The 25808-nt window shown below is 60.7% G+C and carries 21 protein-coding genes; 11 read left to right on the top strand and 10 right to left on the bottom strand.

The genetic code is table 11. From position 1 onward, the window contains the following. The first annotated feature begins 152 nt into the window (after positions 1-152). From AB4O22_RS00220 to AB4O22_RS00230, 3 genes are read left to right on the top strand one after another with little or no spacing between them, the layout of a single operon-like run. Complete coding sequence (locus AB4O22_RS00220) at positions 153-1589, top strand: cytochrome ubiquinol oxidase subunit I (RefSeq protein WP_003205789.1); 1437 nt, start codon at positions 153-155, stop codon at positions 1587-1589. 3 nt (positions 1590-1592) lie between these two features. Continuing rightward, entirely contained in the window at positions 1593-2600 is a 1008-nt protein-coding gene (gene cydB, locus AB4O22_RS00225; protein ID WP_003205787.1) for a cytochrome d ubiquinol oxidase subunit II, read from the top strand. Between the two features lie 11 nt (positions 2601-2611). After that, a complete protein-coding gene (locus AB4O22_RS00230; RefSeq protein ID WP_003205785.1) occupies positions 2612-2776 on the top strand; it encodes a DUF2474 domain-containing protein in 165 nt (54 codons plus the stop codon). A gap of 40 nt (positions 2777-2816) precedes the next feature. Here AB4O22_RS00230 and AB4O22_RS00235 read toward each other — a convergent pair whose 3' ends face one another. Continuing rightward, positions 2817-3956: a methyltransferase gene (locus AB4O22_RS00235; protein WP_013694248.1), complete on the bottom strand. Its 1140-nt coding sequence runs from the start codon at positions 3954-3956 to the stop codon at positions 2817-2819. 182 nt (positions 3957-4138) lie between these two features. Beyond that, a complete protein-coding gene (locus tag AB4O22_RS00240; RefSeq protein ID WP_223472249.1) occupies positions 4139-4852 on the bottom strand; it encodes an autoinducer binding domain-containing protein in 714 nt (237 codons plus the stop codon). 293 nt (positions 4853-5145) lie between these two features. Between AB4O22_RS00240 and AB4O22_RS00245 the strand changes: the two genes are divergently transcribed. Then, complete coding sequence (locus AB4O22_RS00245) at positions 5146-5922, top strand: ferredoxin--NADP reductase (RefSeq protein ID WP_003205780.1); 777 nt, start codon at positions 5146-5148, stop codon at positions 5920-5922. A 56-nt stretch (positions 5923-5978) separates the two neighbouring features. On the opposite strand, the gene mscL is transcribed toward AB4O22_RS00245, so the two are convergent. Beyond that, the gene (mscL, locus tag AB4O22_RS00250; protein ID WP_003205779.1) at positions 5979-6392 is read right to left on the bottom strand and encodes a large-conductance mechanosensitive channel protein MscL; all 414 of its coding nucleotides are present in this window, start codon (positions 6390-6392) and stop codon (positions 5979-5981) included. Between the two features lie 282 nt (positions 6393-6674). Between mscL and katB the strand changes: the two genes are divergently transcribed. The 3 genes from katB to radA all read left to right on the top strand — a co-directional run bounded on the left by katB (position 6675) and on the right by radA (position 10327). Beyond that, positions 6675-8216 (top strand): catalase KatB, encoded by a 1542-nt coding sequence (katB, locus tag AB4O22_RS00255; protein ID WP_460095753.1) that lies wholly within the window; start codon positions 6675-6677, stop codon positions 8214-8216. A 152-nt stretch (positions 8217-8368) separates the two neighbouring features. After that, a complete protein-coding gene (locus tag AB4O22_RS00260) occupies positions 8369-8917 on the top strand; it encodes an ankyrin repeat domain-containing protein (RefSeq protein ID WP_038858508.1) in 549 nt (182 codons plus the stop codon). A gap of 42 nt (positions 8918-8959) precedes the next feature. Next, the gene (gene radA / locus AB4O22_RS00265) at positions 8960-10327 is read left to right on the top strand and encodes a DNA repair protein RadA (RefSeq protein ID WP_003185644.1); all 1368 of its coding nucleotides are present in this window, start codon (positions 8960-8962) and stop codon (positions 10325-10327) included. Between the two features lie 208 nt (positions 10328-10535). Here radA and AB4O22_RS00270 read toward each other — a convergent pair whose 3' ends face one another. After that, entirely contained in the window at positions 10536-10892 is a 357-nt protein-coding gene (locus AB4O22_RS00270; RefSeq protein ID WP_223472250.1) for a PilZ domain-containing protein, read from the bottom strand. A gap of 157 nt (positions 10893-11049) precedes the next feature. Here AB4O22_RS00270 and AB4O22_RS00275 point away from each other — a divergent pair, with 157 nt between their 5' ends. The 3 genes from AB4O22_RS00275 (at position 11050) to yjiA (ending at position 14581) form a co-directional block, all read left to right on the top strand. Further along, on the top strand, positions 11050-13116 hold the full coding sequence (locus tag AB4O22_RS00275; RefSeq protein ID WP_003205773.1) for a carbon starvation CstA family protein: 2067 nt from the start codon (positions 11050-11052) through the stop codon (positions 13114-13116). 15 nt (positions 13117-13131) lie between these two features. After that, positions 13132-13329, top strand: coding sequence for a YbdD/YjiX family protein (locus AB4O22_RS00280; protein ID WP_003201656.1), 198 nt, complete (start codon positions 13132-13134; stop codon positions 13327-13329). A 283-nt stretch (positions 13330-13612) separates the two neighbouring features. Next, positions 13613-14581 carry a GTPase gene (gene yjiA / locus AB4O22_RS00285; protein ID WP_013694246.1) on the top strand — a complete coding sequence of 323 codons (969 nt, stop codon included), beginning with the start codon at positions 13613-13615 and terminating at the stop codon, positions 14579-14581. On the opposite strand, the gene AB4O22_RS00290 is transcribed toward yjiA, so the two are convergent. From AB4O22_RS00290 to AB4O22_RS00315, 6 genes are all read right to left on the bottom strand, one after another. Continuing rightward, positions 14573-15292: a GntR family transcriptional regulator gene (locus AB4O22_RS00290; protein ID WP_038858937.1), complete on the bottom strand. Its 720-nt coding sequence runs from the start codon at positions 15290-15292 to the stop codon at positions 14573-14575. The genes yjiA and AB4O22_RS00290 overlap by 9 nt on opposite strands. A 22-nt stretch (positions 15293-15314) precedes the next feature. Beyond that, positions 15315-16019, bottom strand: a complete 705-nt coding sequence (locus AB4O22_RS00295) for a FadR/GntR family transcriptional regulator (protein ID WP_039014177.1) — start codon at positions 16017-16019, stop codon at positions 15315-15317. A 59-nt stretch (positions 16020-16078) separates the two neighbouring features. Continuing rightward, positions 16079-17392 carry a C4-dicarboxylate transporter DctA gene (locus AB4O22_RS00300; protein ID WP_039014175.1) on the bottom strand — a complete coding sequence of 438 codons (1314 nt, stop codon included), beginning with the start codon at positions 17390-17392 and terminating at the stop codon, positions 16079-16081. Positions 17393-17683: 291 nt separating this feature from the next. Beyond that, on the bottom strand, positions 17684-18214 hold the full coding sequence (locus tag AB4O22_RS00305; RefSeq protein ID WP_027912166.1) for a hypothetical protein: 531 nt from the start codon (positions 18212-18214) through the stop codon (positions 17684-17686). Between the two features lie 202 nt (positions 18215-18416). Further along, positions 18417-19670, bottom strand: a complete 1254-nt coding sequence (gene glyA, locus AB4O22_RS00310) for a serine hydroxymethyltransferase (RefSeq protein WP_003205763.1) — start codon at positions 19668-19670, stop codon at positions 18417-18419. A gap of 221 nt (positions 19671-19891) precedes the next feature. Then, a complete protein-coding gene (locus tag AB4O22_RS00315; RefSeq protein WP_460095754.1) occupies positions 19892-23740 on the bottom strand; it encodes a sensor domain-containing protein in 3849 nt (1282 codons plus the stop codon). A 271-nt stretch (positions 23741-24011) separates the two neighbouring features. Here AB4O22_RS00315 and ettA point away from each other — a divergent pair, with 271 nt between their 5' ends. Next, positions 24012-25676, top strand: a complete 1665-nt coding sequence (gene ettA / locus AB4O22_RS00320) for an energy-dependent translational throttle protein EttA (protein ID WP_013694244.1) — start codon at positions 24012-24014, stop codon at positions 25674-25676. The last annotated feature ends 132 nt before the right edge of the window (positions 25677-25808 follow it).

A 25808-nucleotide genomic window follows, 5' to 3' on the forward strand; every position in this document is an offset into this window, starting at 1 on the left:
CTTTCGGGGTGTTGGGCTGGCGGCCATCCGGCCAGAGTCCTGCGTTGTGACGGTTATAAAAAGAACGATTTGAAAAGCATCGCACTCCATATCCCTGGGGATTGTGATGCAGGCCCCGCCCGCAGCCGGTTTTACCTGACAGAGGAAGACTTATGTTCGGTTTGGAGGCGCTTGATCTCGCCCGAATCCAGTTCGCGTTCACCATCTCGTTCCACATCCTGTTCCCGGCCATCACCATCGGCCTGGCGAGTTACCTGGCGGTACTCGAAGGCTTGTGGCTCAAGACCCGCGATGACACCTACCGCGACCTGTACCACTTCTGGTCGAAGATCTTTGCGGTCAACTTCGGCATGGGGGTGGTGTCCGGGTTGGTCATGGCCTATCAGTTCGGGACCAACTGGAGCCGTTTCTCGGACTTCGCTGGTGCGGTGACCGGACCGTTGCTGACCTACGAGGTGCTCACGGCGTTTTTCCTCGAGGCGGGTTTCCTGGGCGTGATGCTGTTCGGCTGGAATCGCGTTGGCCGCGGCCTGCATTTCTTTTCCACGGTCATGGTGGCGATCGGCACCCTGATCTCGACCTTCTGGATCCTGTCCTCCAACAGCTGGATGCAAACCCCCCAGGGTTACGAAATCATCGACGGCCGGGTGATCCCGGTGGACTGGCTGGCGGTGGTGTTCAACCCCTCGTTCCCTTATCGATTGCTGCACATGTCCACCGCAGCGTTTGTCGCCACGGCGTTCTTCGTCGGCTCGTCGGCGGCCTGGCATTTGCTGCGCGGCCGCGATAACCCGGCCATCCGCCGGATGCTGTCGATGGCGATGTGGATGGCCTTGCTGGTAGCGCCGATACAAGCGGTCATCGGCGACTTCCATGGCCTCAACACCCTCAAGCATCAACCGGCGAAAATCGCCGCCATCGAAGGCCACTGGGAAAACGTCGGCAATGAACCGACCCCGCTGATCCTGTTCGGTCTGCCAGACATGAAGGCGGAAAAGACCAAATACGCCGTGGAAATTCCTTACCTGGGCAGCCTGATCCTGACCCACAGCCTGGACAAGCAGGTGCCGGCCCTCAAGGAGTTCCCGCCGGAGGACCGACCGAACTCGACCATCGTGTTCTGGTCGTTCCGGGTCATGGTCGGCCTTGGGTTGCTGATGATTTTCACCGGCCTGTGCAGCCTGTGGCTGCGCCGTAACGATCGGATCTATCAGTCCCGGCCGTTCCTCTACATGGTGCTGTGGATGGGGCCGTCCGGCCTGGTCGCGATCCTGGCCGGCTGGTTTACCACGGAGATCGGCCGTCAGCCGTGGGTGGTCTATGGCTTGATGCGCACGGCCGATGCGTCGTCCGGCCACAGCTTCGCCCAGATGAGCATCACCCTGGTGCTGTTCGTCGTGGTGTATTTCGCGCTGTTCGGCGCCGGCCTGAGCTACATGATGCGGCTGGTGCGCAAGGGGCCGGAGGCCCACGAAGCCGAGCCGAGCGATGGTGGCCCGGGCCAGAAACGTACGCCGGCCCGGCCATTGTCGGCCGCCGATGACGGCGACGACATGGACCATAACGAACGCTCGAACAAGGGGAATTGAATCATGGGTATTGATCTTCCGCTGATCTGGGCCGTGGTCATCATCTTCGGCATCATGATGTACGTGGTCATGGACGGCTTCGACCTGGGGATCGGCATTCTCTTCCCCTTCGTCAAGGGCGAGCGCGACCGCGACGTGATGATGAACACCGTGGCACCGGTCTGGGACGGTAACGAAACCTGGCTGGTGCTGGGCGGTGCCGGGCTGTTCGGGGCGTTTCCGCTGGCTTATTCGGTGGTGCTTTCGGCGCTGTACCTGCCATTGATCCTGATGCTCATCGGCTTGATCTTCCGCGGCGTGGCCTTCGAGTTCCGCTTCAAGGCCAAGGCTGAGAAGCGCCACCTCTGGGACAAGGCATTCATTGGCGGTTCGCTGACGGCCACCTTCTTCCAGGGGGTGGCGCTGGGGGCGTTCATCGACGGCTTCGAGGTGGTCAATCGCCAGTTCGCCGGTGGCTCCCTGGACTGGTTCACGCCATTCACGATGTTCTGTGGCCTGGCGTTGATCGCGGCCTACGCGTTGCTCGGCTGCACCTGGTTGATCATGAAGACCGAGGGCAAGCTGCAAGAGCAGATGCATGACCTGGCCCGGCCGCTGGCGTTCGTGGTGCTGGCGGTGATCGGCATTGTCAGCATCTGGACACCGCTGGCCCATGCGGACATCGCGGCCCGCTGGTTCACCTTGCCGAACCTGTTCTGGTTCCTGCCGGTGCCGATCCTGGTGCTGGTGACCATGTACGGATTGTTCCGCGCCGTGGCGCGCAACGCCAACTACACGCCCTTCATCCTGACTCTGGTGCTGATCTTCCTTGGCTACAGCGGCTTGGGCATCAGCCTGTGGCCGAACATCGTGCCGCCGTCCATCTCGATCTGGGACGCCTCGTCACCGCCCCAGAGCCAGGGCTTCATGTTGGTCGGCACGCTGTTCATCATTCCGTTGATCCTGGTGTACACCTTCTGGAGCTACTACGTGTTCCGCGGCAAGGTGACCCATGACGACGGCTACCATTGAGGGCGTCGAGCATGGCCAAACCTGACTTGAAAGACATCGAGGCCGCCGAACGCAAGCCACTCTGGCAGCGGCTCGGCTGGCTGGCGCTGATCTGGGCCGGCAGTGTGCTGGCGCTGTTCATCGTTGCCAGCCTGATGCGGATGTTCATGAATGCCGCAGGGCTGACCACCCACTGATTTCTCTGTGGGGGCAAGCTTTGCTCCCACAGGGGACGATTTATTTGCGGGCTTTGAGGATCACGAATTTCGGCGTGGCGGCCACTTGCTCGACACCGCGGAACAACCGCGCCAATTTGCTGTGGTAACCCAGGTGCCGGTTGCCGACGATGTACAGCGCGCCGCCCACCACCAGCGCTTCGCGAGCCTGCTGGAACATCCGCCAGGCGAGGAAATCGCCCACCACTTGCTGCTGGTGGAAGGGCGGATTGCACAGCACCACGTCCAGTGACTGCGCCTCTTGTCCGGCCAGGCCATCACCGGCCCGCAGGGTCACTTCGCGTTCGCCCAGGGCCGCACGCCAATTCTCGGCGGCCGATTGCACGGCCATATACGACTCGTCCACCAGGGTGTAGTGGGCCTCGGGGTTTTGCAGGGCACTGGCGATGGCTAGCACGCCGTTGCCGCACCCCAGGTCCGCGACCCGTGCCGTCCCGAGGTTTTTCGGCAGATGTGGCAGGAACGCGCGGGTGCCGATGTCCAGGCCTTCGCGGCAGAACACATTGGCGTGGTTGAGCAGCTCGATCTTCGGCTCGTCCAGCCAGTAACGCGTGGGGTAGGGCGATACGATCGGCGCACTGCCTTGTGAAGAGCCAGGTTGTGGCGTGGCAATCAACAGCCGTGCTTTTTTCACCGCCAGGGAGGCCTGCACCGGGCCGATATACCGCTCCAGCAAATCGCCAGCGGCCCGGGGCAGGTGCTTGATCATGGCCCCGGCAATCACTTGGGCGCCTGGCGCGAGTTGGCCTTGCAGGCGAATCAGCTGTTCCTCCAGCAAGGCCAGGGTTTTCGGTACTTTGACCAGGACGCGATCGAACGGGCCGGTCAGCGGCTCGCTGGCAGGTAGCGTCGGCACCGCATCGAAGGAGCGGCCGTTGCGCACCAGGTTTTTCTCCAGCGCCTGCAATGCCAGGAAGGAGTCACCGCTGCTGGTTACCAGGACGTTGCCCGCCAGGCTGGCGGCCAGGGCGCCGAAGCTGTCATTGAGCACCAGGACCCGAGTCTGCGCGCTCGGCTGTTGTTCGGCCAGGTACGCGAGCAGGTATTCATCGGCCGCATCGAAGGCTTGCAGCGGTTCGTTCTGCTGTTCGGGTTGGCGGATCAGGTCGAGTTGGGCGAAGGGGCTGTCGAGCAGGGGCATGGCTGGGGACTCTGGAGATCAACGAATGTCCCGCTGCCTGGAGATAGGTGTCTGTGCGGGACCGCCTGAATGAACTGCGTCGCGTGCAAGAAGCGGCATCATCCAAGTGGAACCGTAAATGGTACGTTTTTTTGTTGCACATTACTCGCGGGTTTTTCAGCCCGGCGCTGTCACTCCACTGTTCAGATCACATGGATCTGGGCGGCTTTTGCCACCGCTGAAATTTTATTGCTGACGTTCAGTTTTCGCATGCAACTGCACACATGGAAATTCACGGTCCGTTCGGAAAGACAGAGAATCCTGCCCACTTCCGACGCCGTCTTGCCTTCGGCAGACCACCTCAACACTTCGATCTCTCTGGGTGACAGGTGGCATTTGGGCTGGATTGCGAGGGCGTCAGACAATTTTTTGCTGGCGAGTGCATGCAGCCTTTGACTGGCGAAGATGGCATAGCCGAGATTTGCATAGTGTTCCTCGATATCGATGGGACAGTGGCTCCGTGCGAGGCTGAACAGGCTGCAATGTGCGCCCTGTTCATCATGAACGGACTGGGTCCAGCCGTACTTGAGTCCTTGTCGATTAAGTTCTCGCCATAACTTGGGGGCTTGAGCAAAGACAGTCTCATCCCACAAGATGGGGAGTGGTGATTGATTGCAATGTGCTACTAATGGATCGTTCGACGCATAGCCATTTTGTTCATAAAGTCTGTCCCATCCATAAGGGTAGTTATTCAGGTTCACTTTGCTGGTGTGCTTGTCGGGGCTTCCTAGATAGGCTGCAAATGCGCAATATTCAAATCCCTGATTATTAAAGAAATTCAGAACCAGACGATAGGCCGTCTGCAGGTCCTTTTCGCAGGATAGCTTCCTCAATAACAAGTCTTTCCACTTGTCCATCGCTCTCTCCTGGGTTTGATTCGTTCATGCGGATCCAATCCATGATGCGAAATTTGAGTGTAGGACTATTCTTAATTTGTAGTGAGTTTTTTTTAGTTTGCTTACATTCTGAGATGTTTAAGGAACTGAACTTTTTAGTTGGCTATTTTTACAGTTCTGTGAGGTTTGTATAAGTTAGGTAAAAGATTTTGTTGGTCAGACGTTGTTTGTGGCTAAAGTGCCATTACTCGTCATCGGTGGTGAAGACGCTCGCTTTGCGGGACACTGCAAGTCTCGTCCCATTGGAGTGGCTCATGACCGACAGCGCAGAGAAGTTCAGCCGCCAAACCCTGCTCGATGTCCAGCCGTTGACGCCTCATTTGTTTACTTTGCGCACGACCCGGGACCGCGGTTTTCGTTTTCGGGCGGGTCAGTTTGCCCGGCTGGGGGTCGTCAAGGCGGACGGGACCGCCGTCTGGCGGGCGTACTCCATGGTGTCTTCGCCGTTCGACGAGTTCCTCGAGTTCTTTTCCATCGTGGTTCCCGATGGCGAGTTCACCAGTGAGCTTAGCCGCCTGCGACCGGGTGACGAACTGTTGGTGGATCGCCAGGCTTTCGGCTATCTGACGCTGGATCGCTTTGTCGATGGTCGGGATTTGTGGCTGTTGTCCACCGGGACGGGGGTGGCGCCGTTTCTTTCTATCCTCCAGGATTTTGAGGCCTGGGAAAAATTCGAGCGGATCATCCTGGTGTACAGCGTGCGCGAGGCGCAGGAGCTGGCGTATCAGGCGCTGATCAAGGAGCTGCCCCAGCGCGACTACCTGGCCGAGTACGCTCATAAGTTTCATTTCATTGCGACCGTCACCCGTGAGCAGCATCCGGGGGCGCTCAGTGGGCGGATCACCACGCTGATCGAAAATGGCGAGCTGGAGCGGGCGGCCGGCGTAGCGCTGACGCCGGAGCATTCGCGAGTGATGCTGTGCGGCAATCCGCAAATGATCGATGACACGCGCAAGCTGCTCAAGGCCAGGGGGCTGCAACTGAGCCTGACCCGTCGGCCGGGGCAGGTGGCGGTGGAAAACTACTGGTAGGACTGTGGCGAGGGGATGAATCCCCTCGCCACAAGAGGCGTCAGTGACTGACTGCCTCAGGGCCGCTCGTTCTGGGCCTTGAGTAGATCGCGAATCTCACTCAGCAGCAGTTCTTCCTTGGTCGGAACAGGAGGCGCGCTGGGGGCTACGGCTTCTTCGCGCTTGAGGCGGTTGATCGCCTTGACGCCCATGAAAATGGCGAACGCCACGATGATGAAGTCGATGGTGCTCTGGATGAATTTACCGTAGGCCAGTACCACGGCAGGCGCATCACCCTGGGCGGCCTTGAGGGTGATGGCCAGGTCACTGAAGTCCACTCCACCAATCAGCAGGCCGATGGGAGGCATGACCACGTCGCCAACGAATGACGAAACGATTTTGCCGAAAGCGGCACCGATGATGATCCCGACGGCCATGTCGACGACATTGCCTTTGACCGCGAAGGCCTTGAACTCGCTTAGCACGCCCATGAGCTATTCCTTGTAACAAATGAAAGATGAGTGGCAGTGTAAATCAGCCCAACGAGTCCTGCTCGAAACGCCTGCTTACAAAGCTTCAGTTATCGACCTGGCCTTGGGTGAAAAGTTTTCAAAGTGCCATCAATCGCGCGTGATACGCGGTTTCAGCCTGGCGCCCCACAACGTTTTTTCTATCGATGCGGTACGGCATTTCTATTTAGGTTTTCCTTTTTCGAGCACTAGCCTCTGGATGGCGCACATGGATGCGCTCTATAACATCAGAGGAACACGCCTATGAACACTTCCCTTGGCCACGGGGCTTATTCCCATCGCCGCGCTTTTTTTGTGCTGACCGCGAGCCTTTTGTCCTTGTCTGTCAACGCGGCCACCCTGACCCGGGACAATGGTGCGGCTGTCGGCGACAACCAGAACTCGCAAACGGCAGGCCCCAATGGCCCGACCTTGTTGCAAGACGTGCAGTTGATCCAGAAGCTCCAGCGCTTTGACCGTGAACGCATCCCCGAGCGCGTGGTGCATGCACGTGGGACCGGCGCCCACGGCACCTTCACGGTTTCCGACGATCTCAGCGACCTGACCAAGGCCAAAGTCTTTGCCGCAGGCCAGGTCACACCAGTGTTCGTGCGTTTTTCTGCCGTGGTGCACGGCAATCATTCGCCGGAAACCCTGCGCGACCCCCGTGGTTTCGCCACGAAGTTCTACACCGCCGACGGTAATTGGGACTTGGTGGGTAACAACTTCCCGACCTTCTTCATCCGCGATGCCATCAAGTTTCCGGACATGGTCCACGCCTTCAAACCCGACCCGCGGACCAACCTGGACGATGATTCACGCCGCTTCGATTTCTTCTCCCATGTTCCAGAATCGACCCGCACCCTGACCGAGTTGTATTCCAACTCCGGGACACCGGCCAGTTACCGTGAGATGGACGGTAACGGTGTACATGCCTACAAACTGGTTAACGCCAAGGGTGAAGTTCATTACGTGAAGTTTCATTGGAAAAGTTTGCAGGGGCTGAAAAATCTCGATCCGAAAGAAGTTGTGAAAGTTCAAGGCCAAGATTACAGCCATATGACAAATGATCTGGTGAATCATATTAATAAGGGCGACTTCCCGAAATGGGACTTGTACATCCAGGTGCTGAATCCACAGGACCTTGCCAAGTTTGACTTCGACCCACTGGACGCGACCAAGATCTGGCCGGGTGTGCCTGAGCGAAAAATCGGGCAAATGGTCTTGAACCGCAATCCGGCGAATGTTTTCCAGGAAACCGAGCAGGTCGCCATGGCACCGGCCAATCTTGTACCGGGTATCGAACCTTCCGAGGATCGTTTGCTTCAGGGGCGAGTATTTTCCTACGCTGACACGCAGATGTACCGCCTGGGTGCCAATGCCCTGCAACTGCCGATCAACGCCCCCAAGGTGGCGGTGAACAACGGTAACCAGGACGGTGCGATGAATCCAGGCAGCACCAGCACCGGCGTGAACTATCAGCCGAGTCGCCTGACGCCGCGTGAAGAACCGCAAGCGGCACGCTACAGCCAGACCGCGCTGAGCGGCAGCACCCAGCAGGCGAAGATCCAGCGCGAGCAGAACTTCAAGCAGGCCGGTGATTTGTATCGCTCGTTCAGCAAGAAAGAGCGTGATGACCTGATCGACAGCTTCGGCGGCTCTTTGGCGACCACCGATGACGAGAGCAAGCACATCATCCTGTCGTTCCTCTACAAGGCTGACCCTGAGTACGGTACTGGCGTGGCCCGTGTCGCCAAAGGTGACTTGGCCCGGGTCAAGGCCCTGGCGGAAAAACTGACTGACTGATCCACAGCCAGGCAGGTGCATGACCTGTGGGAGCAAAGCTTGCTCGCGATACAGGCGCTGGGGTCTGAAACCGGACTGAGTTGCCTGCATCGCGGGCAAGCCGTGCTCCCACAACCATGCCCCCACAGTCATCTGCCAGAGGAGACGTCATGATGCGCAGATTTCTTTTATCGATGCTTGCGACCTGGTCACTGGGCGTACTGGCCGATCAGCCAATACCCACCGAACCGGCCGCCGTACAAGAACAGTTGCAAAACTACTACTTCGACGCCGCTCGCCGCGGCGATGTGCCGATGCTCGAGACTTTTATCGAGGCCGGTTACTCGCTCAATACCCAGGATGAAAAGGGCTACACCGCGCTGATTTTGGCGGCTTATCACGGCCACGGCCCGGCGGTGGAGCGGCTGCTGGCCGCTGGCGCCGATGCCTGTGCCCAGGACAAACGCGGTAACACGGCGCTGATGGGCGCCATTTTCAAGGGCGAAGTGCAGATCGCCCGTCGTTTGCTGTCCACCGATTGCAGCCCGGACCAACGCAACGGCGCCGGGCAGACCGCGGCGATGTATGCCGGCCTGTTCAAACGGGATGAATTGCTCGATGCCTTGAAGGCCAAGGGCGCCGATCTGCAGGCCCAGGACCCGTTGGGCAACACTGCGGTGGATCTGGCGAGGGGTGAAATCAGAATGCCGGCCCCGCGTTGACCTCCGCGTGGGCTATCATCGCGGTTTTTACCCGGAGTTCAGATGGCCAAGGCAAAGCGCATGTACGGCTGCACCGAGTGCGGCTCGACCTTTCCCAAATGGGCCGGCCAGTGCAGCGAATGCGGGGCCTGGAACACCCTGACTGAAACCATGGTGGAAAGCGGCGGCGCGGCGGCACCCACCGGTCGCACGGGCTGGGCCGGTCAGCAGGCGCAGATCAAGACCCTGGCCGAAGTCAGTGTCGAAGAAATCCCGCGTTTCTCCACCGCATCCGGTGAACTGGACCGCGTGCTGGGCGGCGGCCTGGTGGACGGTTCGGTGGTGCTGATCGGCGGCGATCCGGGCATCGGCAAATCCACCATCTTGTTGCAAACCTTGTGCAACCTCGCCACCCGCATGCCGGCGCTGTATGTCACTGGCGAAGAGTCCCAGCAGCAGGTCGCCATGCGCGCCCGGCGCCTGGGCTTGCCCCAGGACCAGTTGCGGGTCATGACCGAAACCTGCATCGAGACCATCATCGCCACGGCGCGCCTGGAAAAACCCAAGGTGATGGTGATCGACTCGATCCAGACGATTTTCACCGAACAACTGCAATCGGCCCCGGGCGGTGTGTCCCAGGTGCGCGAAAGCGCGGCGTTGCTGGTGCGCTACGCCAAGCAGAGTGGCACGGCGATTTTCCTGGTGGGCCACGTTACCAAGGAAGGCGCACTGGCGGGGCCGCGGGTGTTGGAGCACATGGTCGATACCGTGTTGTATTTCGAAGGCGAATCCGATGGGCGCCTGCGTTTGCTGCGGGCGGTGAAGAACCGCTTTGGCGCTGTCAACGAACTAGGTGTGTTCGGCATGACCGACAGAGGTCTGAAAGAAGTCTCAAACCCTTCGGCGATCTTTCTGACGCGTGCCCAGGAAGAAGTCCCCGGTAGCGTGGTCATGGCAACGTGGGAAGGCACTCGGCCGATGCTGGTCGAAGTGCAAGCGCTGGTGGACGACAGCCACCTGGCGAACCCGCGCCGGGTCACCCTGGGCCTGGATCAGAATCGGTTGGCCATGTTGCTGGCGGTGTTGCATCGACACGGCGGGATTCCGACTCACGACCAGGACGTGTTCCTCAACGTCGTGGGTGGGGTCAAGGTGCTGGAAACCGCGTCCGACCTGGCGTTGATGGCCGCGGTCATGTCCAGCCTGCGCAACCGGCCGCTGCCCCACGACCTGTTGGTGTTCGGCGAAGTCGGGCTGTCGGGTGAAGTGCGGCCGGTACCCAGTGGCCAGGAGCGGCTCAAGGAAGCGGCCAAGCACGGCTTCAAACGCGCCATCGTGCCCAAGGGCAACGCGCCGAAGGAAGCCCCGCCGGGGTTGCAGATCATTGCCGTGACACGCCTGGAACAGGCGTTGGATGCGTTGTTCGAATAACCCTGGCAATTGCGCAAGGACTGTATGTGGGAGCAAAGCTTGCTCGCGATGCAGGCGACTCGATTACCGATCGTTCCCGCGCTCTGCGTGGGAATGCCGCCAGGGACGCTCCGCGTTCCGATTCTGGAGTGTGACGCAGAGCGTCACGGGATGCATTCCCACGCAGAGCGTGGGAACGATCAAATACTGGAGGCTGGAGCAGGGCTGCTCAGATCTGGATCAACGCCCCCAACTCCCGCTCCAACTCGTCATGGTCGCCCACGTTCAGCTCTACCAGCCGGCGTAGGTGTGCGATGGAGTCCAGGTCAATGTGCTCGCAGGCGAAGCCCAGGTGACCATGGTCATCATGGGCCAAACGAACTTCCATTTTGATCTCGGCATCAGGGCTCAAATGAATATCGGCCATGAAGGGGCGCTCGATATCGCCAAGCCAGGGTTCGGGTTTCTTGATCAGCAACCCCTTGAGGGACAGATCCAGCAACTCTACCGGCCAGATGAACGGGCCCTGGCTCAGCTCGGTCCTGGCATTGAAGTCAACTCGTACGAAGCGGCGACGTTCGCTCATTACGCATTCCCTCTGGAGATTCACTGACTATAGACCCAACTGACGGGGCATCGTCACCGTTCGGCTGCTGACAAACGAACGTCGAGTATGGCCTTTGCCCGGGTTAGCGCTAAACTCCAATGGCTATCTTTCTTGTCACCCTGGCTGGAATATAAAAATGAAAAACAATAATAGCCTGCTGCGCCATCTACCCTGGCTACTGCTGGCCGTCGTGGGAGCGTGCGCCCTGGGCGTCGTGGCATTGCGTCGAGGCGAGGCGATCAACGCCCTCTGGATCGTCGTCGCAGCCGTGGCCATCTATCTGGTCGCCTACCGCTACTACAGCCTCTTCATCGCCAACAACGTGATGCAACTCGATGCGCGCCGGGCTACTCCCGCCGTGCTCAACAACGATGGCCTGGACTACGTCCCGACCAACAAACACATTCTTTTCGGCCACCACTTCGCGGCCATTGCCGGCGCGGGGCCGCTGGTCGGGCCGGTGCTGGCGGCGCAGATGGGCTACCTGCCCGGTACGCTCTGGCTGATCGCCGGCGTGGTGCTGGCCGGTGCGGTGCAGGACTTCATGGTCCTGTTCCTGTCCACCCGCCGCAACGGGCGTTCCCTGGGTGACATGGTCCGTGAGGAAATGGGCCGCATCCCCGGCACCATCGCGCTGTTCGGCTGCTTCCTGATCATGATCATCATCCTCGCGGTGCTGGCGCTGATCGTGGTCAAGGCCCTGGCCGAGAGCCCGTGGGGCATCTTCACGGTGATGGCGACCATCCCGATCGCGATGTTCATGGGCATCTACATGCGCTACATCCGCCCGGGCCGCATCGGTGAAATCTCGCTCATCGGCGTGCTGTTGCTGCTGGGCTCGATCTGGCTGGGCGGGCAGATCGCTGCCGATCCGGTCTGGGCCAAGGCCTTTTCCTTCACCGGGATCCAGATCACCTGGATGCTGATCGGCTACGGTTTTGTCGCGGCGGTGCTGCCGGTGTGGCTGATCCTGGCGCCGCGGGACTACCTGTCGACCTTTCTCAAGATCGGCACCATCGTCGCCCTGGCGATCGGCATCCTGGTCACCATGCCCGAGCTGAAAATGCCGGCGCTGACCCAGTTCACCGACGGCACCGGGCCGGTATGGAAGGGCGGCCTGTTCCCGTTCCTGTTCATCACCATCGCCTGCGGCGCGGTCTCGGGCTTCCACGCGCTGATCTCCTCGGGCACCACGCCCAAGCTCTTGGATAACGAAACCAACGCCCGCTACATCGGTTACGGCGGCATGCTGATGGAGTCCTTCGTGGCGATCATGGCCATGGTCGCGGCTTCGGTCATCGAGCCGGGCGTGTACTTCGCCATGAACAGCCCGGCGGCGATCGTCGGCGGTGACGTGGTGGCCGTGGCCCAGACCGTCAGCAGCTGGGGTTTTGCAATCACCCCCGAGGCGCTGCAAGCGGTGGCCAAGGACATCGGCGAGACCACCGTGCTGGCCCGTGCCGGCGGTGCGCCGACCCTGGCGGTCGGTATCGCGCAGATCCTGCACTCGGTGCTGCCGGGTGAGAACACCATGGCGTTCTGGTACCACTTCGCGATCCTGTTCGAAGCGCTGTTCATCCTCACCGCGGTGGACGCCGGCACCCGTGCCGGGCGGTTCATGCTGCAGGACTTGCTGGGCTCGTTCGTGCCTTCGCTCAAGCGCACCGAATCCTGGCCGGCCAACCTGATCGCCACCGCCGGTTGCGTAGCGATGTGGGGTTACCTGCTGTACCAGGGCGTGATCGATCCGCTGGGCGGCATCAACACCTTGTGGCCGCTGTTCGGCATCTCCAACCAGATGCTGGCCGGTATCGCCCTGATGCTCGCCACCGTGGTCCTGATCAAGATGAAGCGCCAGCGCTACGTCTGGGTGACCATGCTGCCGGCGGTCTGGCTGCTGATCTGCACCACCACTGCGGGTCTGATCAAGCTGTTCGACGCCAACCCGGCGATCGGCTTTTTGGCCCTGGCGCGCAAATACAACGATGCCCTGGCCGCCGGCCAGGTCCTGGCTCCAGCCAAGAGCATCGAGCAGATGCAGCACGTGGTGTTCAACGCCTACACCAACGCGACGCTGACGGCCTTGTTCCTGTTCGTGGTCTTCAGCATCCTGTTCTACGCGCTCAAGGTCGGCATCGCCGCCTGGGGCACCAAGGAACGCACGGACAAGGAAGCGCCATTCCAGGCCTTGCCGGACGCTTGATAGGGGATTGCAACGATGTTCAATGACTTGAGTCGCCTGGGTAAATACCTCGGTCAGGCCGCCCGCCTGATGGTCGGCATGCCCGACTACGACAACTACGTCGAGCACATGCAAACCAAGCACCCGGACAAACCGTTGATGGACTACGAGGCGTTCTTTCGCGAACGCCAGGAGGCCCGTTACGGTGGCAAGGGTGGGCCCAAGTGCTGTTGAGTTGAGGTAGCCTCGAACCCCATGTGGGAGCGGGCTTGCTCGCGAAGGCGGTGGATCAGCAGCATTGATGTTGACTGACCCACCGCCTTCGCGAGCAAGCTCGCTCCCACAGTTGTTTTTGGGGTGGTCTCAAGATGTGCATACACCACAGATCCCCTTTGGGAGCGAGCTTGCTCGCGATAGCGGAGTGTCAGTTAATGATAATGTCGACTGATCCACCGCCTTCGCGAGCAGGCTCGCTCCCACAAAACCGCTTCCCTTTCAGGCATCAAGGAGATTCAGTTTGTCCTCTCCCATCCCGGTCACCATCCTCAGCGGCTTCCTCGGCGCCGGCAAGACCACGCTGTTGCGCCATCTGCTCAAGGCCGAGCACGGCCTGAAAATCGCCGTGATCGAGAACGAATTCAGCGATGCCGGCATCGATACCCAACTGCTGGGCGACGAGCCGGTGCAAGTCATGACCCTGGCCAACGGTTGCGTGTGCTGCACCATCCACACCGACCTGACCAAGGCCCTGTACCTGTTGCTCGAGCGGCTGGACAGCGGCGAGATCGCCTTCGATCGCCTGGTCATCGAATGCACCGGCCTGGCCGACCCGGCCCCGGTGGCGCAAACGTTCTTCATCGACGAGGACCTGCGCGAGCGCTATATCCTCGACGGCATTCTTACGCTGGTGGACGCCGCTCATGCCGATGTCCACCTGACCCAGGCCATCGCCCAGGCCCAGGTCGGGTTTGCCGACCGCCTGCTCTTGAGCAAGACCGATCTGGTGGACGCGGCCCAGGTCCAGGCCCTTGGCGAGCGCCTGACGCGCATCAACCGACGGGCACCCATCAGGGTGGTCGAGCACGGCAAGATCGACCTGGCCGAGCTGCTCGACATCCGCGGCTTCAATCTCAATGCGGACCTGGGCGCGGGGTTCAGCCTGCGACCGGTCGGCAAGGCCACCCCGGGCGATCGCATCAGCAGCCTGGTGCTGCGTACCGACAAGGCGCTGGATATCGACAAGCTCAGCGAGTTCATGAACCAGTTGCTGGAAGAACACGGCAAGCAATTGCTGCGCTACAAGGGCGTGCTGAACATCGCGGGCGAACCCCGTCGGTTGGTGTTCCAGGGCGTGCTCAAGTTGTACGGTTTCGATTGGGACACCGAATGGGCCCCCGGCGAAGCCCGGGAAAGCGTGATCGTGTTCATCGCCGACGAACTGCCGGAAGAGAAGATCCGCGCCGGTTTCGAAGCCGCGCTACTTTGACGAACCCGTACCTGCGGCCAGCAGCAGTTTTTGCTCCAGATGGTCCAGGTGCTCGTCCATCAGCCGCACCGCTTCGTTGACGTTGCGGCCTTCCACTGCGTCGACGATTGCCAGGTGTTCCTGCCAGGCGCAGTGCCGGCGGGACTTGATCTCGTGTCGCGCCAGGGCCAACGAGGTCAACGGCACCAGGCTGCCGAGAAATTGCATCAACGGCGCGTTGCCGGCCATGGCGGCCAGTTGCAGATGAAACTCGCCGGACAGGCGGATCGCCGGGCCACGTTCACCACGATCCAGGCACTGGCGCTCGCGTTCCACCAGATCGCGCAGCTGTTGCAAGTCCTTGGGCTGCGGCGCCCTGCAGGCCAAGCGCACCAGGGTCTGCTCAGCCAGGCGGCGAGCGTGGAGGATCTGCCGGGTCTGCTCCAGGTCTGGCGCAGCGACTTGTGGCCGGTGGTTGGGCCGCAGGATCACCACTTGCTGATGAGACAGGCGCGCCAGAACGCGGCGAATGACACTGCGGCTGACACCAAACACATCCCCCAGGCTTTCCTCGGTGAAGCGGCTGGCCGGGGCAATGCGTTGTTCGAGGATGGCGTCGAAGATCCGCGGGTAGATATCGTCCACCGACGGTTTGCCGACCCGGCCGGGCGGGGGCAGGGCGGCCAGCACGTTGTGGTTGTGCTGGGGTTGATGGGGCATGAGGTTGTTCATGGCGGTCTCCACAGGCAATGGCTCAGGTGCCGAGGTTGTCGTCCGGAATGTTCAATTCGATGCCCATGCGCTGGCCTTCCCGGAGAATGTGCCGGCGCATTTCGGCGCTGGCCTGGGCGCTGTTCTTGCCCCGGATGGCACGGACCACGGCTTCGTTTTCTTCCAGGCGTTCAGCCAGGTGCTCGGGCGAATTGCGCAACATATCGGCGCTCTGCTTGAGGGCGTTACTGGTCTGCTGGACCACGTTCTGGAAGATCGGGTTGGATGTCAGGGCAAACAATTCTTCATGGAAGGCGATGTAGGCGTTGGCGCAGGCGTCGCTGTCGTTGGCTTCCAGGGCTTCGCGCATGTCCATGAGGGTCAGGCGCAACTGGCCGACCTCCTTGCTGCTGATGGACTGGGCCACAAGGCCGACGATGAACGGCTCCAGGGTGTAGCGCAGCTGCAGCAGGTCTTCCAGGCTCGCGCCGGCCATGGCGCTGCCTTCACCGGCAGCATCGTTGAGATTGGCCTCCAGCACCACGACGCCTTTGCCGGGCATCGAGCGCACCAGGCCCAGGGTTTCCAGCACAATCACCGCTTCACGCAGGCTTGGCCGGCTGATGCCCAGTTGCTCGGCCAGCTCGCGCTGGCCGGGCAGCATGTCGCCCGAGCGCCATTGGCCTCGGGCGAGGGCGGCGCGGAGTTTCTCCACCACGGAATTGACGACGGTCGATGAACTGATCACATGTGACTCCTTGGAAATCGATCAGGCGATGCCGGTTCGCGGGCCGGCATCGCCGTCTTTCAGAATTGCTGGTGATGGGCACTGCCCACCGGTTTCCTGGGTTGGAAGGCATAGCCTTGTTGGCCGGACAGCACCTTGCGCGCCCGAGGGATGTCGATGTCTTTTTCCCAGCGGGCAATCGCCACGGTGGCCACGCAGTTGCCAATCAGGTTGGTCAGGGCGCGACCGATGCCCATGAACCAGTCCACGGCCAACACCAGCACCAGGCCGACCACCGGGATCGCCGGGATCGCGGTCAGCGTCGCTGCCAGGATCACCAGCGCCGAGCCGGGAATCCCATGGGCGCCCTTGGAGGTGATCAGCGAGACCAGCAGGATGGTCAACAGATCGCTCATGGCCAGGGGCGTGCCGGTCGCGTTGGCGATGAAGACAATGGCCAGGGTCAGGTAGATCGAGAAACCATCCAGGTTGAACGAGTAGCCGGTTGGAATGACCAGGCCCACGGTGGAGCTGCCGATCCCCAGGTGTTCGAGCTTGCGCATGATCTGTGGCAGCACGGCATCGGACGACGCGGTGCCGAGCACGATCAGCAGCTCTTCGCGCAGGTATTTGAGGAATGGCAGCATCGGCAGGCCCGACACGCGCATTACCGCACCCAGGATCACCGCGACAAAGGCGATGCAGGTCAGGTAGAACAGGCCAACGAGGCTGCCCAGGTGTTGTAGCGAATCCAGACCATATTTGCTGGTGGTGAAGGCAATGGCCCCGAAGACGCCGATCGGGGCCAGCCGTACGATCATGCCCATGATGCGGAAGATCACGTGGCTGAGTTCGTTGATCAGGCGTGAAATGCCGGAAGCGGCGTCACCAACAAGGTTCAACGCGCTGCCAAACAGCACGGCAAACAGCAGCACCTGCAGGATGTTGTTTTCCGCGAACGCGCCAATCACCGAGGTCGGGATCAGGTTCATCAGGAACTGGGTGGTGGTGACCATGTGCTGGCCGCGCTGGGCGATATCGTTCACATCCGCGCTGGAGAGCTGCTCCAGGTGGATGTTCGCGCCGCTGCCAATGCCTGTGCTGAAAGCAAGGACCAGGCCGATGACCAGGGCGATGGAGGTGAGTATTTCGAAGTAGATGACCGACTTGAGGCCAATGCGCCCGACCTTCTTGAGATCACCGGCGCCGGAGATGCCGCTGACCACCACGCAGAACACGATCAGGCCGATGAGCATCTTGATCAGCTTGATGAAACCATCGCCGAGGGGTTTGAGCTGTGCAGAGTATTCGGGAAGGGTAAGCCCGCAGACGATGCCGAGCACCAGTCCGAGGACAACTTGAAGGAAGATCGACCGCGAGCACCATTTGAGCATGGGAGGGATTCCTGGTTCGGTGTCCTTGTTCGCCAGGGGAGGGCTGGCGTTGGGACTTCATTATTGTGGTCTTACCGGTTTGTCCAGTGCAGGCGCAGTCTAAGCGCTGTTTTTGCGGGGATGCAAGCTCGATTGTGCTGGTTTGGCATGACCGGTCTTACCAGTTGAGGTGAAAGCCCTGTGCTTGAGCGTTTTCTCAAAAGAAAAAATGACGGGTGGTCAATAACCGCCCCGCCACAAGGGTCGTGCTTCGTCCCTTCGACTGACTTTACATGCCAACAGGGGCGACCTTCAGAGCACGCTCAGAATGAACGTCGCTTTTGATTGTTCGTCTGTCTCGGCAAGATAAAGATAAGGCGAGCCGCGTACCCTTAATCCCCCGACATGTTTCTTATTGCCTGTCATGAGCGAGATGGGGACATGGCGGGATTTGATGTGCTTGCGTGTGATGATGTTTTGCTGATGATCGACCAGGCTGAAAAGAGTCGGGTTGCGAGTGTTTGGATCACTTGCCCCAAACACTTCGAGCCAGCTTTTACTGATCAGTTTGTTGTAGTGTTCACCGGTGTTTTTCAGGGTCAGGAGGTAGCCGCCAGCGGTATACCGCAAGTGCAGCCGCAAGGGCTCGCCGCGCACAGCCTGGTCTTCGACGCGCATGCCGAGCAGGCTTGAGTGATCCTGGGTTTGGGGTCTACCGGTGAAGAATCCACCGCTGAATGCACTGATGGTCGCCATCGCGGGTTTGCCATGCAGCCTTTCCAGTAGATTTACGCGGGTGTTGAACATGCTGAGTGTTGCATTAAAGGATTGTTCACTGTCCATGTGAATAAGCGTCCTGTTTTGAGTGATTAAGTTCAGGGGGCAGGAGAGATCGTATGGGTTTATTAATTGCGTGTAAGGTTTTCTGTATTGCAGAAAATTAAGTGTTGGATGGTGTTAGTTGTTTGGCCCTGTTTTCCAGGGCAATAAAAAAAGGCCCGCATCTTTCGATGCGGGCCTTATTCAACTCGTTCTAGCGGGCTGATTAAGCGCCGTAGACTGGCAGCTTCTTGCAGATAGCCTTGACCTTCTCACGTACGGCGTCGATGACCGCTTCGTTGTTCAGGTCCGCCAGGATGTCGCAGATCCAGCCAGCCAGTTCCTTGCACTCGGCTTCCTTGAAACCACGAGTGGTCACGGCAGGGGTGCCGAAACGCAGGCCCGAGGTGACGAACGGAGAGCGTGGGTCGTTTGGCACCGAGTTCTTGTTGACGGTGATGAACGCCTTGCCCAGCGCCGCGTCGGCGTCTTTGCCGGAGATCTCTTGCTTGATCAGCGACAGCAGGAACAGGTGGTTTTCAGTACCGCCGGACACCACGTCGAAGCCGCGCTCGATGAACACGCCGGCCATGGCCTTGGCATTCTTCACTACTTGTTGCTGGTAAGTCTTGAACTCAGGTTGCAGGGCTTCCTTGAAGCAGATCGCCTTGGCTGCGATCACGTGCTCCAGCGGGCCACCCTGGGCGCCCGGGAAGACGGCGGAGTTCAGCTTCTTCTCGATGTCGGCATTGGCGCGCGCCAGGATCAGGCCGCCACGTGGACCACGCAGGGTCTTGTGGGTGGTGGTGGTGACCACGTCGGCGAATGGCACCGGGTTCGGGTAGACGCCAGCGGCGACCAGGCCGGCAACGTGGGCCATGTCGACGAACAGGTAGGCACCGACCTTGTCGGCGATCTCGCGGAAACGCGGGAAGTCGAGGACCTGGGAGTAGGCGGAGAAACCGGCCACGATCATTTTCGGCTTGTGCTCGAGGGCCAGGCGCTCGACTTCGTCGTAGTCGATCAGGCCGTTGCCGTCGATGCCGTACTGGATGGCGTTGTACAGCTTGCCGGAGGAGGAAACGCTGGCGCCGTGGGTCAGGTGACCGCCGTGGGCCAGGCTCATGCCCAGGATGGTGTCGCCGGCCGACAGCAGCGCCAGGTACACGGCGGAGTTGGCTTGGGAGCCAGCGTGCGGCTGGACGTTGGCATAGTCGGCACCGAACAGTTGCTTGGCGCGATCAATGGCCAGTTGCTCGACCACGTCGACGTACTCGCAACCACCGTAGTAACGCTTGCCCGGGTAGCCTTCGGCGTACTTGTTGGTCAGTACCGAGCCTTGAGCTTCCATCACCGCGGGGCTGGTGTAGTTTTCCGAAGCGATCAGCTCAATGTGCTCTTCCTGGCGCTGAGCTTCTTGCTCCATGGCGGCAAAGAGATCGGCGTCGTACTTGGCAATAGTCAAATCACGGCTGAACATGGCGGTCCTCAAGGATCGGGGGCAGAAAAGGGGGGCATTCTACCTCAACCGGTTTTGGAAGGCATATGAAAGGGCGTCATGTCGCGGACGAATGGGTTTCACGCAAGAGGGGTGTTGCCTGTACTGGCTCATCGCGGGCAAGCCTTGCTCCCACAGAAGCCCTCGTTCCCCTGTGGGAGCAAGGCTTGCCCGCGAGAGGCCGGCCCAGATAGTACAAGGCCTCAGTCGAGCATGAACAACGCATCATTGCTGAACTGCGCTTCAAACCGGGTGGCTGGCATCGGCCGGCCGAACAGGTAGCCCTGGACTTCGTCGCAGCCGTGCTCGCGCAAGAAGTCCAGTTGCTCGTGGGTCTCGACGCCCTCGGCGATCACCGCCAGGTTGAGGCTGTGGGCCATGGCGATGATCGCCCGGGCGATCTGCGCATCCTGCTCGCCGGACGGCAGGCCGTCGACGAAGGTGCGGTCGATCTTCAGCACATCGATGGGGAATTGCTTGAGGTAGTTGAGCGACGAATAACCGGTGCCGAAGTCATCGACGGCGATGCTCAGGCCCAGGTTTTTCAGCCCGGCCAGGATCTGCATCGCCTCGCTGACTTCGCGCATCAGGATACTTTCCGTCAGTTCCAGCTCCAGGCAGGCCGGCGGCAGGCCGGTGCTGCGCAGGATATTGGCGATGCGCGTGCCCAACTGGCCGTCGGAGAACTGCCGGGCGGAAATGTTGACCGAGACCTTCGGCACCCGGACCTTGGCCTGGTGCCACGTCCTGAGCTGCCGACAGGCTTCGGCGATGACCCAGTCGCCGACGTCCACCACCAAGCCGAGCTCTTCGAGTACCGGGATGAAGTCCCCCGGCGGCACCAACCCGCGTCGCGGATGGCGCCAGCGCAGCAGTGCTTCGGCGCCAGTCAAACGTTTGCCATCGCCGCTGAACTGCGGCTGGTAATACAGCACGAACTCGTTCTGTTCCAGGGCGTGGCGCAGGTCGCTTTCCAGCTCCAGGCGCTCCAGGGCGCTGGCGTTCATGTCGGCCTGATAGAACTGGAAGTTGTTCTTGCCACGCTCCTTGGCGTGATACATGGCCGTGTCGGCGTTCTTCATCAATTGGCTCAGTTCGTTGCCGTCCTGGGGGCTCAGGGCGATACCGATACTGGCGGTGACGAAGAACTCCCGGCCTTCGAGCACGAATGGCCGGACCAGGCTGGCGAGGATCTGCTCGGCTACGTTGATGGCCCGGTTCAGCGCCATTTCGCGGCTGGCGCGCGGTTGCAGCAGCAGGGTGAATTCGTCGCCGCCCATGCGCGCCACGGTGTCGTCGTCGGCAACGCAGCCGAGCAGGCGCGTGGCCATTTCCTTGAGCATCCGGTCGCCGGCGGCATGCCCCAGGGAGTCGTTGATCGGCTTGAAGCGGTCCAGGTCGAGGAACATCAGCACGACCCAGGTCTTCTGCCGGTCGGCCGATTGCAGCGCGGTGTGCAGGCGATCCTGGAACAGCGTGCGGTTGGGCAGGTGAGTCAGGGCGTCGTAATAGGCCAGGCGATGAATGCGCTGCTCGCTGGCCTTGCGCTCGCTGATGTCGCTGAAGAAGCATACATAGCTGGCCAGGTCGCCCTCGTCATCCAGCACGGCCGTGATGCCGACCCAAGCCGGGTAATGTTCGCCATTGCGGCGCTTGAGCCAGACTTCGCCTTCCCAGGTGCTGTGCTGTTGCAACTGCTTGAGCACGTAGCGCAAGTGGGCTTCCTGCTGTTCGTCCACGGTCAGCATGTTGGGCAACTGGTCCAGCACTTGCGACACGGCATAACCGCTGACGCGACTGAAGGCTTCGTTGGCCTGGACAATGTAGCCGGCCGGGTCGGTGATCAGGATCGCCGAGGTCGAGTGCTCGAAGACCGTGGCGGCCATGCGCAGGTCTTTTTCAGCGCGACGCTGCTGGCTGATGTCGCGACCAACGCCGAGCACGCCTTCGAACGCGCCGTGTTCATCCCACACCAGTACCAGCCGCAGCTCGATGGGAATCTTGCGCCCGTCGGCACGCAGGCAGTCGAACAGGAACAACTGGGTCTGCATCTGGTTGCGCAGCTCGGCCAGTTGTTCGGGCTTGTCGAGGGCCTTGCTGACCCGGTCCATCAGGCTGTAGATGCCGGTCAGTTGTTGCGGATTGGCGATGATCGATTGCCAGCCGTTCTGGAAGATCCAGTCGGCGGTGTAGCCCAGTACCGCTTGCACCGACGGGCTGACGTAGTTGAGCGAAAGCTTGTTGTCGGTGGAGAAAATCACGTCGCTGATGCTTTCGGCGAGCATCCGGTAGCGTTGCTCGCTGTCACGCAGCGATTCGCTGGCCTCGATCTGCTCGGTGACGTCCTTGGCCACACCGATGATTCGTGTCACCTGATTGTCCCGGTCCCGGGCCAGTGCCTGCTCGCGGATGTCGAAGCAGCGCCATTTGCCATTGCGATGGCGAAAGCGCAGTTGGCATTGCAACAATTGCGTGTACCCGCCCCGCCGTTGTGCCTGGCGCAGGCCGTGGTAGTGATCGGCATCGTCGCTGTGCAGCAGGATTTCCCAGAAGTACTCGCCCATCTGGTGCAGCTCGGTGCGGTCGTAGCCCAGGGTCTGGCCCAGGTGGTGGTTGCTGAAGATCATCCGCTGGCTGATGACGTCCTGCACATAGAGATGATCCGGCACGGTGCGCACCACGTCGGACCAGAAACCCTCGCGTTCGAGCAACGAGAGCTCGATCAGCTTGCGGCTGGTGATGTCGCTGATGCTCAGGATGACCGCGTTATGGTCTTGCTGTTTTTCCGGCAGGCGCAGCACCAGCCACAGGTGCTGGTCGCGGCCATGGGCGTCCTGGAGCTTGATTTCCAGTTCCAGTTGCTTGTGTCGATCGAGCAGCGCTTCGAGCAGCTTCGAGCCAACGGGGTTGTTGTCCTGCGCGCCCTTTCCGACCAGCAGTTGCCAGGCCTGGTCGCAGGAATCGACGTTGAGCAGTTTCAACGCCATCTGGTTGACTTCGGTGACGTGGACTTCCTGGCGCAATTGCTCGAGTTGATGGGAAGTTTTCGTCCAGGCGCGCAATTGATCGCCCGTGTGCAGGCCGGTCCGCTCAAAAAAGGCCTTGAGCCCCGACAGATCCAGCACGCACAGGGCCACGCCGGTGCCTTCGAAAATATCCTGGTAGCGCCGCCGACCTTCATGCAACTGCCGCTGACGCCGGCGCATGTTCAAGAGCGCAATCACCGGCAACAAGGAAAACGCCAGGCCCAGCAGGCATTTGCCGATGAAGGCCGGCAGCAGTTGTTCGATCACCTGGCGCCTGTCGAACAGCCCCCGCAGTTGCCAGTCGCTGCTGCTCAAGGGCACGGTCAGTACGGTGTTCTCCAGGTCATCCGGGGACAAATGGGTAGGGCTGCTCGAGGGCAGGCTTTCGTCGCGGCTGATGATCTGCTGGTTGAGACGGTTTTCCACCAGCCACAGCGGGCGCAGCCCCATATCGGTCTGCTTGGTCAGGGTGGAGAAAAACTTCGGGTTCAGGCGCAGCGCCCAGTAGCCACGGCTGCTACCGCTGGCCTGGTGCAACAATAGATGCACCACGGAGCCGTCTTCGGCATTGCTGAAGTAATGGGCCTGGGCCCGGCTGCGCCGCACCAGTTCACCCAGGTAATCGGCGTCGTGGCTGTCGGCGTCGCTGTCACTGAGCACTCGGCCGGAGGGGCTCAGCAGGGCCAGGCTGCGCAGTTCGGGGAGCGACTGCTGGAGTTTGCGCACCAGGGCCCGCTGTTCGTCGCCTGTTTGGGGTTGTTCGACAATCGGTAGCAGGTTGAGGGCGATTTGCGCGTTCAGGGCCATGTTCAGGCTGACCTGCGCGGCGAGATCGGCAGTGTAGTCGATGGTGTATTGGCGTTGTTGCTGCTGGGTTTCGCGCAGTTGGTCGAGCAGTTGCCAGAACAGCAAGCCGAGTAACAGCAGCACCAGCGTGGCCAGTCCGCCCTTCAATGTCCCGCGCAGGGGCGAGCCGGGCACGACAGCGGGTGCGCGAGGGGACAGGGGCGGAGTGACGTTGGACAAGCTGTAATCCTGCGGTTTGCTGGACTGGCGCGACGTGCACTATAAGCCGGACGCCCGAAGGGCGGCTAGCATGCCTTGACTTGTGGCAAAGTGCCAGCCCTTGGCGGCTGGACCTTGACCGACGGTTGAGGTAGCTTTGCCGGTCAAACAAGAGCGTTCCAGCTCCAGATTCCCAGGCTCTATCCGCCCGCAGGCATTGATGACCGTCAAGTGCCGGTGCCGCGCATGGCCTGGCTCGTTCTTTTCACCTGTCACTGACGCTAGGTTCACCATGGCTCAATACGTCTTCACCATGCATCGGCTGAGCAAAGTAGTTCCGCCGAAGCGGGAAATCCTGAAAAATATTTCACTGTCCTTCTTCCCCGGCGCCAAGATCGGCGTACTGGGTCTCAACGGTTCGGGTAAGTCCACGCTGCTGAAAATCATGGCCGGCGTCGATAACGAATTCGACGGCGAAGCCCGCCCGATGCCGGACCTGAACATCGGCTACCTGCCCCAGGAACCGCAGCTGGACCCGAGCAAGACCGTCCGTGAAGTGGTCGAGGAAGCGGTCAGCGTGATCAAGGACGCCCAGGCGCGCCTCGACGAGGTCTATGCCGCCTACGCCGATCCGGATGCCGACTTCGACAAGCTGGCCGCCGAACAGGCCAAGCTCGAAGCGATTCTGCAGGCCAGCGACGGCCACAACCTGGATCGCCAGCTGGAAGTCGCCGCCGATGCGTTGCGCCTGCCGGCCTGGGACGCGAAGGTCGAACACCTGTCCGGTGGTGAGAAGCGCCGTGTGGCTCTGTGCCGCCTGCTGCTGTCGGCCCCGGACATGCTGCTGCTCGACGAACCTACCAACCACCTGGACGCCGATTCCGTCGCCTGGCTCGAACACTTCCTGCACGACTTCCCAGGCACCGTGGTTGCGATCACGCACGACCGTTACTTCCTGGACAACGTCGCCGGCTGGATCCTGGAACTCGACCGCGGCGCAGGCATTCCGTACGAGGGCAACTATTCGGGCTGGCTGGAGGCCAAGTCCGATCGTCTGGCCCAGGAATCCAAGCAGCAGTCGGCTCATGAAAAAGCCATGAAGGAAGAACTGGAGTGGGTGCGCAAAGGCGCCAAGGCCCGTCAGTCCAAATCCAAGGCACGTCTGCAACGCTTCGAGGAAATGCAATCCCAGGAATTCCAGAAGCGCAGCGAAACCAACGAGATCTACATTCCGGCCGGTCCGCGCCTGGGTGACAAGGTCATCGAGTTCAAGAACGTCTCCAAGGGTTATGGCGACCGCGTGCTGATCGACAACCTGTCGTTCTCCATGCCAAAAGGTGCCATCGTGGGTGTGATCGGCGGTAACGGCGCGGGTAAATCCACGCTGTTCCGCATGCTGATGGGCAAGGAAACGCCGGATTCAGGCAGCATCGAAATCGGTGAGACCGTGCAACTGGCCTGCGTCGACCAGAGCCGCGAAGACCTGGACGGCAGCAAGACCGTGTTCCAGCAGATCTCCGACGGTTCCGACCAGATCCGCATCGGCAACTATGAAATCCCGTCGCGCACTTATGTGGGCCGTTTCAACTTCAAGGGCGGCGACCAGCAGAAGTTCGTCAAGGACTTGTCCGGTGGTGAGCGCGGTCGCTTGCACCTGGCGTTGACCTTGAAGGAGGGCGGCAACGTCCTGCTGCTCGACGAACCGTCCAACGACCTCGACGTCGAAACCCTGCGTTCCCTGGAAGAAGCCTTGCTGGACTTCCCGGGCGCCGCCATTGTGATCTCCCACGATCGGTGGTTCCTCGATCGCGTGGCGACCCACATCCTGGCGTACGAAGACGACTCGCAAGCGGTGTTCTTCGAAGGCAACTACACCGAGTACGAAGCCGATCGCAAGAAACGCCTCGGCGAAGCTGCTGCCCAGCCGCATCGCGTACGGCACAAGAAATTGGCCTGATTCGGTCGGTTGCATGAAAAACGGAGCCTTCGAAGGCTCCGTTTTTTTATGGATGCAAATCCATTGTGGGAGGCTTAATTGATGGGGCTACCCGAGCACCGGGTAATCTCGGGTCTTGTTAGAGGCTTCAGG

The organism is Pseudomonas sp. S3_B11 (assembly GCF_054667715.1).

What these genes read in the sequence shown, in the direction of transcription:
- AB4O22_RS00220 (WP_003205789.1), top strand. Translation starts at nt 153, where the DNA reads ATGTTCGGTTTGGAGGCGCTTGATCTCGCCCGAATCCAGTTCGCGTTC.
- cydB (WP_003205787.1), top strand. Translation starts at nt 1,593, where the DNA reads ATGGGTATTGATCTTCCGCTGATCTGGGCCGTGGTCATCATCTTCGGC.
- AB4O22_RS00230 (WP_003205785.1), top strand. Translation starts at nt 2,612, where the DNA reads ATGGCCAAACCTGACTTGAAAGACATCGAGGCCGCCGAACGCAAGCCA.
- AB4O22_RS00235 (WP_013694248.1), bottom strand. Translation starts at nt 3,956, where the DNA reads ATGCCCCTGCTCGACAGCCCCTTCGCCCAACTCGACCTGATCCGCCAA.
- AB4O22_RS00240 (WP_223472249.1), bottom strand. Translation starts at nt 4,852, where the DNA reads ATGGACAAGTGGAAAGACTTGTTATTGAGGAAGCTATCCTGCGAAAAG.
- AB4O22_RS00245 (WP_003205780.1), top strand. Translation starts at nt 5,146, where the DNA reads ATGACCGACAGCGCAGAGAAGTTCAGCCGCCAAACCCTGCTCGATGTC.
- mscL (WP_003205779.1), bottom strand. Translation starts at nt 6,392, where the DNA reads ATGGGCGTGCTAAGCGAGTTCAAGGCCTTCGCGGTCAAAGGCAATGTC.
- katB (WP_460095753.1), top strand. Translation starts at nt 6,675, where the DNA reads ATGAACACTTCCCTTGGCCACGGGGCTTATTCCCATCGCCGCGCTTTT.
- AB4O22_RS00260 (WP_038858508.1), top strand. Translation starts at nt 8,369, where the DNA reads ATGCGCAGATTTCTTTTATCGATGCTTGCGACCTGGTCACTGGGCGTA.
- radA (WP_003185644.1), top strand. Translation starts at nt 8,960, where the DNA reads ATGGCCAAGGCAAAGCGCATGTACGGCTGCACCGAGTGCGGCTCGACC.
- AB4O22_RS00270 (WP_223472250.1), bottom strand. Translation starts at nt 10,892, where the DNA reads ATGAGCGAACGTCGCCGCTTCGTACGAGTTGACTTCAATGCCAGGACC.
- AB4O22_RS00275 (WP_003205773.1), top strand. Translation starts at nt 11,050, where the DNA reads ATGAAAAACAATAATAGCCTGCTGCGCCATCTACCCTGGCTACTGCTG.
- AB4O22_RS00280 (WP_003201656.1), top strand. Translation starts at nt 13,132, where the DNA reads ATGTTCAATGACTTGAGTCGCCTGGGTAAATACCTCGGTCAGGCCGCC.
- AB4O22_RS00290 (WP_038858937.1), bottom strand. Translation starts at nt 15,292, where the DNA reads ATGAACAACCTCATGCCCCATCAACCCCAGCACAACCACAACGTGCTG.
- AB4O22_RS00300 (WP_039014175.1), bottom strand. Translation starts at nt 17,392, where the DNA reads ATGCTCAAATGGTGCTCGCGGTCGATCTTCCTTCAAGTTGTCCTCGGA.
- AB4O22_RS00305 (WP_027912166.1), bottom strand. Translation starts at nt 18,214, where the DNA reads ATGGACAGTGAACAATCCTTTAATGCAACACTCAGCATGTTCAACACC.
- glyA (WP_003205763.1), bottom strand. Translation starts at nt 19,670, where the DNA reads ATGTTCAGCCGTGATTTGACTATTGCCAAGTACGACGCCGATCTCTTT.
- ettA (WP_013694244.1), top strand. Translation starts at nt 24,012, where the DNA reads ATGGCTCAATACGTCTTCACCATGCATCGGCTGAGCAAAGTAGTTCCG.